The sequence below is a fragment of the Anabaena azotica FACHB-119 genome, from assembly GCF_014697625.1.
Classification (GTDB): domain Bacteria; phylum Cyanobacteriota; class Cyanobacteriia; order Cyanobacteriales; family Nostocaceae; genus Trichormus; species Trichormus azoticus_A.
Genome location: NZ_JACJSG010000090.1, coordinates 1 through 13,241, shown reverse-complemented (window position 1 = coordinate 13,241; position 13,241 = coordinate 1). Strand labels below are relative to the sequence as shown.

The following is a 13,241-nucleotide window of genomic DNA, read 5'->3' as shown; positions in this document are numbered from 1 at the left end:
TCACCAAAGCTAGACTCCGAAAAGAAAGTAATAAATGTTCTGATGCCTGGATCTAGCGCCACGACACGCCCTTGGTTTTCGGGCTGTTGTCGTGACACTACCATAGGTACTGTTAAATAGTAATCACCATAGGCTTTGACTAATCGACAATCACCAAAGCTTTGAGGTAAGGTTTCTTTGAATCTTGCCCTCCGGGACGCGGCGCGAATGGAGAGGCTAATGCGTAGCTTGCTTCCAAGGAGTGGTACGACTGCGCTGTAATCAAGTTGCGACTACGCTCAACGATCGCGGAGTCGAGATTCAGCAACCGAGGGATGAGCAGAATTTTAATTCACTACTCACTACTTATAGCAATTGCCACATAGGTTAGGACATAGATTAATTATCAAATCTTTACTGCAAGAGCTTTCTCTTGTCTGTCCCCCTCCGGGTATGCCTTCGGCACGCCAAGGGCGAACGCCAGTTCCCAGGGCGCGGGAAACACGGCTACAGGACTGGACTCACCTGTAACCTATCACCTGTCCCCTGCTATACCTCGAAATATTGCATCAGCCACCAGAGATACATCGCGCATCTCTTGTACGTCATGGACTCGGAGGATATCAGCACCGTTGAAAATAGCAGCGCAACAAGCGGCTGCGGTTCCCCAGACTCGCGCTTTGGGGTCTGGTTGATTTAAAATCCGACCGATGAAACTTTTACGGGATGCCCCTACTAAAATAGGACAGTTGAGCGATCGCAATAAATGTAACTGCCGTAATATTTGTAAATTTTGTTCGTAGTTTTTAGCAAAGCCAATACCAGGATCAATAATAATATTTTCGGGTTTAATACCCAAATCTGTGGCTGTGGTAATTTGGTTAGCTAAAAAACTAGCAATTTCCCCCATTAAATCTTGATAGTCGGTAAATTGCTGCATTGTCTGTGGTGTACCCCGGATGTGCATCAACACTATCGGCACACCTAAACTTGCCACTGTTGGCAACATTTGAGAGTCAAATGTACCACCAGAAATATCATTAATAATATCTGCCCCAGCTTCTATAGATGCCTTTGCTACAAAAGCTCTAGTTGTATCCACGGAGATAGGCACAGAAATTTCTGAACGCAATACCTGTAATATTGGCAATACCCGCTCCAACTCTTCTCGTAGAGTTATTTGCTCTGCACCAGGTCTAGTTGATTGCCCACCAACATCAATAATATCGGCCCCAGCCGCTACTAAAGCTTGCGCCTGAGCTAAAGCCGCAGAGGTAGTATTAAATTTACCACCATCACTAAAACTATCAGGCGTTACATTTAAAACGCCCATTAAATAAGTACGCTGTCCCCAATCGAAACAGCGATCGCGTATTACTAACTTACTGCACATAGTTATTAGTCATTAGTCATTAGTGAGCCAGTCCTGTAGGCGGGTCTCCCGCGCCCTGGGAACTGGTGAGTCCAGTCCTGTAGGCGGGTCTCCCGCGCCCTGGGAACTGGCGAACCCGAAGGGCGAACCCGAAGGCGAACCCGTAAGGGTCATTAGTCAACAGTTTTGGACTGTAGACTGTGGACTATTGACTATTGACTGTTGACTCCTTACTTATAGTTGACAATTCTGGCGAAACTTGCAGCTTCTAGACTTGCGCCACCGACGAGAACGCCGTCAATTTCTGGTTCAGCCATGATCTCATCAATATTGTTTGGTTTGACTGAACCACCATATTGAATTGGCACATTCGGGTTCTTCAACTGGCTGCGAATTAAGCCAATAACTCGATTAGCTTCGGTTGTTTCACAAGTGTCACCAGTGCCAATTGCCCAAATCGGTTCGTAAGCAATTACCAAATTTGTCTGATCGACATCAATTAGACCTTTATCTAATTGATTGGTAATAAGTGATTCGGTTTCCCCTGCGTTCCTTTGTTGTTTGGTTTCGCCTACACAAAGAATCGGCGTTAAACCAAAGGTTTGAGCCGCTTTCAGACGCAAGTTCACTGTTTCGTCTGTTTCCCCAAAATATTGTCGTCGTTCACTATGACCGACAATTACGTAACGCACACCAATTTCTGTCAACATTGGGGCAGAAATTTCACCCGTGTAGGCTCCATTTTCCGCCCAATGGACATTTTGCGCTCCCAGTTGTACACGACTACCGTGTAAACTCTTGGACAAAATGCCCAGGTCAGTGAAAGGAGAGCAAAGCAGCACTTCTCGTTCTTGAGGTGTTTCCTCTAATGCAGGCAGAAATTCTTGTAGAAACTCTTGGGACTCTGCCTGAGTTTTGAACATTTTCCAGTTACCAGCAATAACTATTTTCCGCACAGGTGATTTAGCCAAGTTCCTAACGCTACTAGATGCAATTTTCACTGTACTACTTTTTATGTCCCTCCCTACCTATAATTGCTCAAACTGGTCTAACAGTAGGGTATACAGGGGTAAGAGGCTAGAGACAGAGGTTAGAGTTAAGTGTAGACTGGGCAATGCCCACCAGTACAAAAATTCAATAATAATTTTTATCCACCTACATTCATAGCTGCTAGCATCGCCTTTTGGCTAACTTCCTTATAAAACGTTTCCAAATATTTCATAACAATATCGCTAGAATTTAGGCTGGCTGAACTTTCTTCATCTTTTGCTAGGGGAATGGCTCCTAATATATCTAAGACTGTTTCACTAGTTGATGGGGCAATCACAACCAAAGAAGACTCTAGAGGTTCATTATATTGCCAGCAAGCATTCAGGTTTATATTTATTTGGTTACTAATTGGCTTTTGTGCTGCGGGTGTTTCTGTTACCTTATTTTCAACTTTTGCACTACGTAATTGTCGTAAATCACTAATAATTTGCTCTTTGGTGCGTCCACGTAATTGAAATAATACAAATGGGTCTTCGCTGAATCTGTCTCCTAACTGATAGTAGACTGCACCAACGTGTTTACAAGGGTTGGCTTTATCAGGACAGGAGCATTTACTATGGACATCAGACAAAGTAAAAGGAAACAAGGACAACCCATTACTTGTAAATACATCTTCAATATTTTGGGGCATTTCTCCGGCTAAGAGCTTGGCGGCAAAGACAGCTTTTTGGGACATGGTTCCTATTACATATTCCCACTGTTCATCAGTAAATGGGTCAAGAGATAATGAGACTTTATAAGGTTCTTCTTCACTACCTTGAACTCTAGCTAATACTTTTGCGCCTTTAAACTCGATACTCAAAACATTACCTTGACGGGAATATATTCTTGCCCGTTCTAAACGTTTTTTAAAGCGATAGGAATCAAGTAAGTCTAGCCACCTTTGTGACCACCATTCACGGCTTGCTTGTAGTGTATAAGTAGTCATAATTAATTACTTAGCTTAATTTTATCTAGAAGTTAGGGATTAGAGGTTAGAGTGGAGTAGCTGAAAAATCTGCCATACAAATTCTGACTATAGATATATTACAGAAAGTTCTGTTGATGGTATTTAGTGTAGAATCTGTGGTGAGTCAGATTTTTCTCCTTATATTGTAATTTTCATAGTATCCATAGACTTATATCTATGGATAGCATTAGAATATCCAACATATAAGAATTAATTAGAGTAGACATCGTTGATTTTTTTTGATAGATAATTCCTTTTTGATAGATATAACGATAAGCTAAGAAGAATATTAAGCAAAGATAAACTTGCATTATCTTACGAATATCTGGATTGGCTAGGAGTGACACAAGTTAACTCCGAAGTGCTGTAATTTTTCGTGACAATTCTAGAGGTAAGTTCATGGCTCAGTTTCTCCTTGAGACTGTTTGGCTAGTCCCTTTATATCCTTTAATTGGCGGGCTATTAGCTATACCTTGGTCGCCGGGGATCATTCGCAAAACGGGGCCAAGACCAGCCGGTTATGTAAATTTAATAATGACATTTTTCGCGTTGCTGCATAGCGCGATCGCCTTACAAGCAACGTGGAACCGTCCCCCCCAAGAACAATTCTTTCCCTGGTTATCTACTGCTGGTTTAGACCTGACTATAGCCATAGAAATCTCCTCGATCACGGTAGGGGCGATGGTAGTGATCACTGGCTTAAATTTCCTTGCCCAAATTTTTGCAGTGGGCTACATGGAAATGGACTGGGGCTGGGGACGCTTCTATTCATTGTTAGGATTATTTGAAGCGGGTTTATGCGCCTTAGTACTGTGTAATAACCTGTTCTTCAGCTATGTCATCTTGGAAATCCTCACATTAGGAACCTACTTACTAGTAGGTTTATGGTTTAGTCAACCACTAGTAGTCACTGGCGCAAGAGATGCTTTCCTCACCAAGCGGGTAGGGGACTTGTTCTTACTCATGGGAGTATTGGCATTATGGACTCTAGCCGGAACCTGGGATTTTCCTGCATTAGCACAGTGGGCGCAAACAGCCAAGGTTGACCCCACAGTTATTACATTAGTAGGTTTAGCTTTAGTTGCCGGGCCGATGGGTAAGTGCGCCCAGTTCCCCTTGCATCTGTGGTTAGATGAAGCGATGGAAGGGCCAATTCCTAGCACAATTTTGCGGAACTCGGTAGTAGTTGCTACTGGTGCATGGATACTGATTAAACTGCAACCTGTATTAACCCTATCGCCGATAGTTTCCTCGTTTATTGTAGGAATTGGTGCAGTTACAGCCATCGGTGCTTCTTTAATTGCGATCGCCCAAATTGACGTTAAACGCTGCTTATCCTACTCTGTTAGCGCTTACATGGGTTTGGTATTCATTGCTGTAGGTGCTGGACAAGATGAAGCTGCATTGTTATTGGTACTTACCCATGCTTTAGCTTCTGCATTGTTGGTAATGAGTACTGGCGGCATTATTTGGAATAGCATTACCCAAGATGTGACTCAACTTGGTGGGTTGTGGTCACGTCGCCCCATTTCCGGCTTATCCTTCATTGTTGGCATATTAGGTTTAATTGGTCTTCCCCCTCTAGGTAGTTTTTGGGCATTACTAGAACTTGCTGATGGTTTGTGGGGAACTCACCCTTGGTTAGTAGGAATTGTCATCGCTGTCAATGCTTTCACAGCCTTTAGTTTAGTGAGAGAATTTGGCTTAATTTTTGGCGGTAAAGCCAAACAAATGAGTGAGCGATCGCCAGAAGTTCATTGGCCAATGGTATTACCCATGATGACTTTATTTGGCTTTGTGCTACACCTGCCTTTAATATTGCAAAGCTTATCACTTTTACCTAGTTGGGCAACCTTAAATAAAGATGTCGCCCTACTGTTAATTTGGTCAAGCATTTTCGGTAGCAGCATTAGTGCTGTCATCTACTTAAGCAACATTATTCCTAAACCGATCCGCCTACCCTTCAAAGGTTTACAAGACCTAATTGCTTACGATTTTTACACCCCCAAATTATATAAAATGACCATCATTTTTGGGGTAGCGCAACTTTCCAAATTTGTCGATATGATTGACCGCTTCGTAGTCGATGGTATCGTCAATTTTGTAGGACTGTTCTCGCTTTTGGGTGGAGAAGGTTTGAAATATAGTACCTCTGGGCAAACCCAATTTTACGCCTTCACTGTGCTTTTAGGAGTAGGTGTTTTAGGTGCATGGGTAACTTGGCCTTTCTGGGGTGTTCCTTTCATGGAATTGATGTTTTAAGTCAGTAGTCAGTAGTCAGTAGTGAAAACTCCCAACTGACTACATGATTTTTGCAAAAAATTCAATATTTGTAGGGCGGGCAGTGCAGCGCCCTACATAGATTTCAAGAATCAGTATGAATCCTCTATTTTTGAATTTTCAATTTTGCATCGTTTATGCTTAGTGTATTAATTTGGCTACCGATTTTAAGCGCCATAGTTATCGGATTTTGGCCTAGCAATCCCAATCAAGCCGGACGTATTCGCCTAGTATCTTTAACTGTTGCAGGAATAGTATTACTCTGGAATCTGTTCATTCTGTTAAAATTTGATATCAGTAATCCAGGGATGCAGTTTCAAGAGTATGTGCCTTGGAATGATACCTTGGGATTGAGTTATCAATTAGGTGTAGACGGGCTATCAATTTTGATGTTGGTATTAAATAGCCTCCTCACCTGGATTGCTATTTATAGCAGCAGTACGCAAACAGAACGCCCTCGCCTTTTTTACTCGATGATTCTGTTAGTAAGTGGTGGAGTTGCAGGGGCTTTCTTAGCAGAGAACTTACTGTTATTCTTCCTCTTCTACGAACTAGAATTAATCCCCTTCTATTTGTTGATTTCGATTTGGGGAGGAGAAAAACGAGCTTATGCTGGGATTAAGTTTTTAATTTACACAGCCGTTTCTAGTGCATTCATTCTCGCTACATTTTTAGGAATGGTTTGGCTGACTGGTGCTACAAGTTTCGCCTTTGATGCTATCTCTACTCAAACCCTCTCCGCCACGATGCAACTTGTTCTCCTGGCGGGAATTATCTTAGGCTTTGGTATCAAAATTCCTCTAGTTCCTTTCCATACTTGGTTGCCTGATGCTTATGTGGAAGCGTCTGCACCAATTGCCATTCTTTTGGGTGGTGTATTAGCAAAACTGGGAACTTACGGTTTATTGAGATTTGGTTTAGGAATGTTCCCCCAAGCTTGGACTGTTGTTGCACCAACCTTGGCAATTTGGGGGGCGGTCAGTGCGATTTATGGGGCAGTGATTGCGATCGCCCAAAAAGACATCAAGCGCATGGTAGCCTATAGTTCTATCGGTCACATGGGCTACGTATTGCTAGCTAGTGCCGCCAGCACTTCTTTAGCCCTTGTCGGCGCTGTATCGCAAATGTTCAGCCACGGTATTATCCTGGCAATTCTCTTCCACTTGGTGGGAGTAATAGAAGCCAAGGTTGGCACAAGAGAATTAGACAAACTCAATGGTTTAATGAGTCCCATTCGCGGCTTACCCCTAATTAGTGCCTTACTAGTTCTCAGTGGTATGGCTAGCGCGGGTATTCCCGGTTTAACAGGATTTATCGCTGAATTTATCGTTTTTCAAGGCAGTTTCTCTGTTTTCCCCTTACCCACACTTTTATGTGTTGCGTCTAGTGGTTTAACAGCAGTGTATTTTGTCATCCTCCTCAACCGCACTTGTTTCGGCAAACTCGACAACAACCTAGCCTACTACCCCAGAGTCCTTTGGTCTGAGAAAACACCAGCCTTAATTTTGGCAGTTTTAATCATCTTCTTAGGAGTGCAACCTACTTGGTTAGTGCGTTGGAGTGAACCCACAACTACAGCAATGATAGCGGCAATTCCCCCTGTTGAAAAAACCGTAAATTCTCAAGTTGCTTTGAAGTAATGAAGGAGTGCTTGCGGCAAATAAATAATGTAGAGACGTTGCATGCAACGTCTCTACATTAAAGAATAAAGCACTCAGCACCCAGTTACTGATACAGGAGGAAAAATGGCTCTCAAATTAATTCCTAGTGGTCTTGTAATATTTCGCTTTTTGATATCACCTTTCCTCCTGTGGGATGCTGGGGACGGACAAACCAGTATTTGGTTTATCGTGGGTTTTGTCGCCGCTTTTGTTTCCGATATCTTTGATGGTATTATCGCCCGACGCTTGGGTGTCAGCACTGCTAATTTAAGACAAGCTGATAGTTGGGCTGATGTATGTCTTTTCAGCAGTGTCTTTGTCAGCGCTTGGCTGAGTTATCGAGATATTCTCATAGCTGAAAAGTTGCCTTTGTTGATGGCTGTTTGCGCTCAATTGGTATGGTGGATAGTGAATCTAGTTAAATATGGTAAACCTGCTAGCTATCACACCTACTCAGCCAAGTTTTGGGGCATCACTCTATTCATCGCCATTGTTGCTTTGTTTGGCTTCAATTATGCAGGAATTACTTTATGGATCACTTGTATTATAGGTACAATTCATAGTATCGAAGAAATTTTGATGACTTTAATATTGCCAGTTTGGACTCATGATGTTTTAAGTATTTTTCATGCGCTGAATCTCCGCCAAGCCTTTCAAAAAAGTGAAGTCTGAGAACCCAAAAAAAAGCAATATTTTGATTTTTTGCTTCCTCCTTTTGATATAAATTTGCTCCAAGGAAACCAAGATGGTACAAACTCCAGATAAACCAATTACAAAACTACCGCCGTCTCAACATGAATTTGCTGAGGTCATCCATCGCCTAGAAGCTGGCGGTTCGATGTTGCCAGATACGCCGGAAAACTTGATGCAAATTATCGGCATATATAAGGCTTATGCTGTGCCGATGGATTTTTACTGGCGTGACCTACTTTATATTGCTGAACAAGTATTTTTAAACCCATTACCCTTTTTCAAATACTTCATTTCCCAAGAATATTTAGATAGACATAATCATTACGCTGGTGATGATGCTGATTTAAGAATTTGGCGCGGTGAAGCGACAGCACATCCTGAACTTTTGGCATTTATGGAGAAGGGTGAAACCGGGAAAATGCCAAAGCTATTACATCACTGGTTGCACGATCGCATTAACATGGAGTTTGCTGAAGCCTGTATGCAGGCTATGCTATGGCATCGGCATATGTATGCGCCTGTTAACCAGTTTGATGCTTATCTAGACTCGGAGGAGTATAAGGCTAACGCTGATAGGGCAATTAAAGCCTACTTCCAAGGCAACCCCCTGATGCTGGGACTTTACAAACTGTTCCCGGATATGTTCTTGGAACAGTGCCGCCAGATGTCTTACTACGCTAACCTGGGCTTATTCTGGGAAGTCATGGCCCCGGTGTTCTTTGAAATGTCGGATATCTATGATGAAGGCGGCTTTAAGGGTGTCCCTGATGCGATGGACTTTTTGATCAATGGAATATTTGCGATCGCCGGTCGTCCCATCTACCATCATGTGTATATCCGGGGCGAATGCTATGAAATCATTCCTAAATCTAAAGGTTTCACCTGGCTATACGAAGCTGCATTACCCTACGTAGAAGCAGTATTCTACCGCACAGCCCCATTCCGTGGGACAAAATCTTACAACGCCCAAGCCGGTCAAGTACCTGCCGACCAAAAAGATTTCCACTATGGTATTCTCTACGCTGACGTATTTCCTGTAGGTACTGCGGGTATCCCACCCACATTATTAATGCAAGATATGCTGCACTTCCTGCCACCATATCTGCTTGATTATTACAAACAATATTGCCGTGGTGAAGAAGATATGTTGATTCAGTTGGGAATTACATTCCAACGTTCAATGTACAACGTTACTTCTGCGGTAATTCAAGCATTACGCACAGCACTTTTATATCCTTTAGATGATCCAAATCCCAAACATTTACAAGCCAACCGCGAGTTTTTTGAAGCGCAACTAAATCGTTTCACTCGTTCCGAATATGATATGCGTAATGCAGCCCGCCTGCGGCAAATTCAAAGCCAGGATTATCGATAAAATATCACCTGACAATCTCATTTCTAATAACCCAGCCCCCTTTTTTCAGGTGGGCTTTTTTTATAGCAGGAGGCTGGGGATAGGTGGCAGAGAGGACTTTAGCTAATGCGACTGCCAACGTTAATCTTTGTTTTATTCGGTTGATGGTTAAGAGGCTTGCTGTACCTTCTTAGATGTCAAATAGTTTCTATAGAGAAATGGTACGACTTTAGAGGTTGTTTGAAAAGTGGCTGGCTGTGATTTTAGTCACTTCTTGATCCCCCCTACCCCTCTTAAAAAGGAGGGGGGAAAATCTTTTCAAAGTCCCCCTTTTTAAGGGGGATTTAGGGGGATCTAACAATATCTAATACATTGCTAAGGACTTTTAAAACATCCTCTTAATTTACAATTATTAACTTCCAAGGTACGAGATCATAAAGGTTGTCCTTGGGAAACAGTTTCACATCCTCGCCATAAAAACTTAAGTGCATATCGGCACGCTTGTCACCAAACTCTGCCCGCCAGCGACTCCGAATATAGTATTCATCTGTTTTCCCAGGTACGGGGATAAACTTCCAGGGTACGAGGTCATAAGTGTTATCCTTGGGAAACAGTTTCACATCCTCGCCATAAAAACTTAAGTGCATATCGGCGCGCCTTTCACCAAACTCTGCCCGCCAGCGATTCCGAATATAGTATTCATCTGTTTTCCCAGGTACAGGAACTAATTTCCAGGGTACGAGATCATAAGTGTTGTCCCTTGGATACAGTTTTATATTCTCGCCATCAAAACTTAAGTGCATATCGACGCGCCTTTCACCAATATCTGCACGCCAGCGATTTCTTATATAAACTACCTTATTCGCTAGATTGGCCGGATTAGGTTCTATGTGTGCATTTTGCTCGATGTAAGTTTTGACCGTTTTCTCCATTAATTGCCGCTTTTGGTCAATTTGAGAATCATCAGGGAAGTACTTTGAAGTAAACAATTGATACAGTGGAATCAGATCCATCTGGGTTGGTTTAGGATCATCCCTAATGGTTTTAACCCACTCATCAAAGTTTGTATTTGGTGTACCACCAGCCCATTGAATTGAGTTAATAGATACTCCTTGTTCATTTTCTAGAGATGAGCTAGAAGAAGAGGAAGAACCTGAAGATAAACTACCAGTAGCCTTTTTATAAGAAGCCTCTGCTGAAACTGAAACATCTACTCCTTTCTCAACCAATCGCTTGTAAGTCTGGGTAGATATTTGAATTCGCTGATACATACGCCCACCAAATGTGACTTCATGAGCATAGTGCGTTCCATAGGTTTTAATAAATTCGTTGTAGCTACTCTGTGAATTTAGATTCTTGACGGCAGAAACAAAAGCTTGGTCTAATTTCAGGTCTTGAATAAAGTTGTCATTTAATCTAACTGAACAGTCTTCAAAGTATCCCTGAACAAAGGTTTCCATGAATTCATTAGACCCAGTAGTTCTGTAAAATTCGCGGTATGTCGTACTGGCACTAAATGACATTAGACCCGGAATACTGATGCCTGCTGTCACTGTGTTGCTAAATGATCTAGAAAAATCATAGGCTGAGAACCACCTCTTTGCTTGAGAAGTACGCTCACCTCTTGACTCTGAAATATATTTTGAGCCTTTGGGAATATACACTTGTCCGTCAGGTGAGAGAACAGTACAATCATCCGAATTAATAGTGACAGCCCATGCAGTCATAGTTCCTCCACCATCTCTTACCCTTTGACTCAAATCTAAAGGGTTGAGCTTGATGAAATCGTAACACCGTCCGAGAAAGTCTATATTTTTGTAAGGTGCAATACGTTCGGACTGTCTCCAAGCGACATTAATACTTTCAACCATTTAAGACATCTCCATAGATAATGTTTACTGCAACTGAGCAATTTTCTTCTATACTCTCGCCATTTGCTGTTGACTAATATTTGTTAATACGGGTTTGTATAGAATATAAAGCTTATGTTAGTGGTTAGTGTACATCAAATAACTAGTGACTACAAGCACATTAAGATAAAGCAACAATAAAATGATACAAACCACGAAAGATCATCTCTCAGTACTACGTAACTGGCACAGGCGATCGCTAAATACTGGTACTTTAGTACTATATAACTGAGACAGGCGATCGCTAATAAATAGTAATTTTCTCCTATAAAGGTATATTTTTTACGCTTTTAAAGTAAATAACGCATAGTTGTTGTTATATAGGAAAGGATTGCAGCTTATTCAAAGCTTTCCTTTGTCTATGGCTTGACAAATAGCGCCCTAATTGCTGTTAAAGCCTGGGGTAACATCTGCAACTGCGGGGTGCGAGCGCTAGCAAAACCCTGAGAAAATTAGACTTATAGGCAATTCTCTCAAAAAATGCTCAATCCAAAAGGCAATGAGTTGACAGATTTAAATATGCGATCGCATATTTAATTATAATTCTGCTGCCAGAATACGTACTGCTTTTGATTTTCAGACAGACTTGAACTAACTGCCAACAAATCTTTTTCAGTCAGCGAAGACTTACAATAAAATGGGTGTTTTGGTTGTCTAGTAGTGTAGTCAAAAAATATTGATAATCTATCTGAAGCTAGAGGAATTTTACCTCTATGAAATATATTGGCAGTGTCAACAAAAATTACTGTACCGGATGCTCCTGTGCATGAGTGCCATAGAGATGAAGATACAACTTGCTGCATAATTTCATCTTTGATGTAATCATCATCATATTTTAATGATTTAGCAATAGATGAAGTCAGAAATTTAGGAATATATTGAAATGGCCCCCTATCTTCATTTACATCATTGAGATAAATGATTATTTTGAGCATCTTTCTATCTTCTTTATCTAGATGCCATAATCGAGATTTTTTCAGGACTTGATTGTTTATATCTCTACGAAAATAAGCCCCATGATACGCTACGGATAAGCCAAGATAGTTTTCTACAATATTAAGTAAACGATTTTGTAGCCCCCAAAGGAATATATTGGAATGCTCCCTCATTTGCTCAGAGGTAGCGTGAATGATAAATTCATTACTATTTTCAGAAATATTTTTAGGTAGTTTTGGTAGTAATTGTTTGGCAGACTGGAGCATTTCTAGCGTGGAAGGAATTGATAACTCTGTTAATGAGGTTATGAAAATTCCTTCTTCTTGAAGCTTTTTTACTAAAGAAACATCATTGTCTGCAAGAGCAGGTAGATGATTAATATGGTTGGCGATCGCTGTCTGATAAGCGATATTAGCGCTGTTTTTAATCATTGGTATTCGATAGATTTTTCTAATTATTTCATTACAAGCTTTTTTGACAATTGTTTTCATAATTGAAATTCTCTAATTAATATAGACTAATATCTTTAATTAGCTTTTTTTGGGGTTACATTGTTGTAAATAATTGCTCATAATATCGCTTCTCATATTTCCCTAGCAGCCATATTGGCACTAATTGTCTACAAATATTGTTAAATTGAAGAGGTGATATATAAAGTAAAAATAAATGACCGTAGTGGCGTGGTAAGATTAAGATATGATCATAGATTTGCAAGAAATTCGACAAGCGTTGTTTTGACCTCTCCCCCAACCCCTCTCTCTTGAAAAGTTCTGAACGGAGGAAGCCTCGCAAGAGACTTTTCGCTCCTACGAGGAGAGGGGTTGAAGGTGAGGTATTTTTTCGTTTCTCCTCCCTCTCCTACGAGGAGAGGGAGGTTGGTAGGGAGAGGTTCATCGAACTCACGTTACTTTATCAAGGTTTTAAAATGTGCTTGTTAGGAGGATTTGACACTCCCCGCCCTATAAGTGCGGGGATTCTACATTCACAGACCCGCCTTTAGACAGCAGGCTCGCGCCAACCGCCCAAGAGGGCAAATCTCCTGTAGCGTAAGTTCCCG

10 protein-coding genes are annotated in these 13,241 nt (G+C 41.5%); 4 read left to right on the top strand and 6 right to left on the bottom strand.

Going from position 1 to position 13,241, the window contains the following annotated elements; all coding sequences use genetic code 11:
- Positions 1 to 139: 139 nt before the first annotated feature.
- The 4 genes from H6G83_RS33615 to H6G83_RS33600 form a co-directional block, all read right to left on the bottom strand.
- On the bottom strand, positions 140 to 307 hold the full coding sequence (locus H6G83_RS33615) for a hypothetical protein (protein ID WP_190480322.1): 168 nt from the start codon (positions 305 to 307) through the stop codon (positions 140 to 142).
- A 207-nt stretch (positions 308 to 514) separates the two neighbouring features.
- The gene (gene folP / locus H6G83_RS33610) at positions 515 to 1,372 is read right to left on the bottom strand and encodes a dihydropteroate synthase (protein WP_190480320.1); all 858 of its coding nucleotides are present in this window, start codon (positions 1,370 to 1,372) and stop codon (positions 515 to 517) included.
- A 209-nt stretch (positions 1,373 to 1,581) separates the two neighbouring features.
- On the bottom strand, positions 1,582 to 2,307 hold the full coding sequence (gene tpiA, locus H6G83_RS33605) for a triose-phosphate isomerase (RefSeq protein WP_190480324.1): 726 nt from the start codon (positions 2,305 to 2,307) through the stop codon (positions 1,582 to 1,584).
- 191 nt (positions 2,308 to 2,498) lie between these two features.
- A complete protein-coding gene (locus tag H6G83_RS33600; RefSeq protein ID WP_190480318.1) occupies positions 2,499 to 3,329 on the bottom strand; it encodes an SWIM zinc finger family protein in 831 nt (276 codons plus the stop codon).
- A gap of 420 nt (positions 3,330 to 3,749) precedes the next feature.
- Here H6G83_RS33600 and H6G83_RS33595 point away from each other — a divergent pair, with 420 nt between their 5' ends.
- From H6G83_RS33595 to H6G83_RS33580, 4 genes are all read left to right on the top strand, one after another.
- Positions 3,750 to 5,612 carry an NAD(P)H-quinone oxidoreductase subunit F gene (locus H6G83_RS33595; RefSeq protein ID WP_190480316.1) on the top strand — a complete coding sequence of 621 codons (1,863 nt, stop codon included), beginning with the start codon at positions 3,750 to 3,752 and terminating at the stop codon, positions 5,610 to 5,612.
- Between the two features lie 155 nt (positions 5,613 to 5,767).
- Positions 5,768 to 7,270, top strand: coding sequence for an NADH-quinone oxidoreductase subunit M (locus H6G83_RS33590; RefSeq protein WP_190480314.1), 1,503 nt, complete (start codon positions 5,768 to 5,770; stop codon positions 7,268 to 7,270).
- A gap of 105 nt (positions 7,271 to 7,375) precedes the next feature.
- Positions 7,376 to 7,963, top strand: a complete 588-nt coding sequence (locus tag H6G83_RS33585) for a CDP-alcohol phosphatidyltransferase family protein (protein WP_190480312.1) — start codon at positions 7,376 to 7,378, stop codon at positions 7,961 to 7,963.
- Between the two features lie 73 nt (positions 7,964 to 8,036).
- Positions 8,037 to 9,359, top strand: coding sequence for a CO2 hydration protein (locus H6G83_RS33580; RefSeq protein WP_190480310.1), 1,323 nt, complete (start codon positions 8,037 to 8,039; stop codon positions 9,357 to 9,359).
- A 377-nt stretch (positions 9,360 to 9,736) separates the two neighbouring features.
- Here the strand turns inward: H6G83_RS33580 and H6G83_RS33575 are convergent, their stop codons facing one another.
- Together H6G83_RS33575 and H6G83_RS33570 are read right to left on the bottom strand one after the other, a co-directional pair.
- Complete coding sequence (locus H6G83_RS33575) at positions 9,737 to 11,209, bottom strand: MAC/perforin domain-containing protein (protein ID WP_190480308.1); 1,473 nt, start codon at positions 11,207 to 11,209, stop codon at positions 9,737 to 9,739.
- 572 nt (positions 11,210 to 11,781) lie between these two features.
- Positions 11,782 to 12,675, bottom strand: a complete 894-nt coding sequence (locus H6G83_RS33570; protein WP_190480306.1) for a phytanoyl-CoA dioxygenase family protein — start codon at positions 12,673 to 12,675, stop codon at positions 11,782 to 11,784.
- Between the last annotated feature and the right edge of the window lie 566 nt (positions 12,676 to 13,241).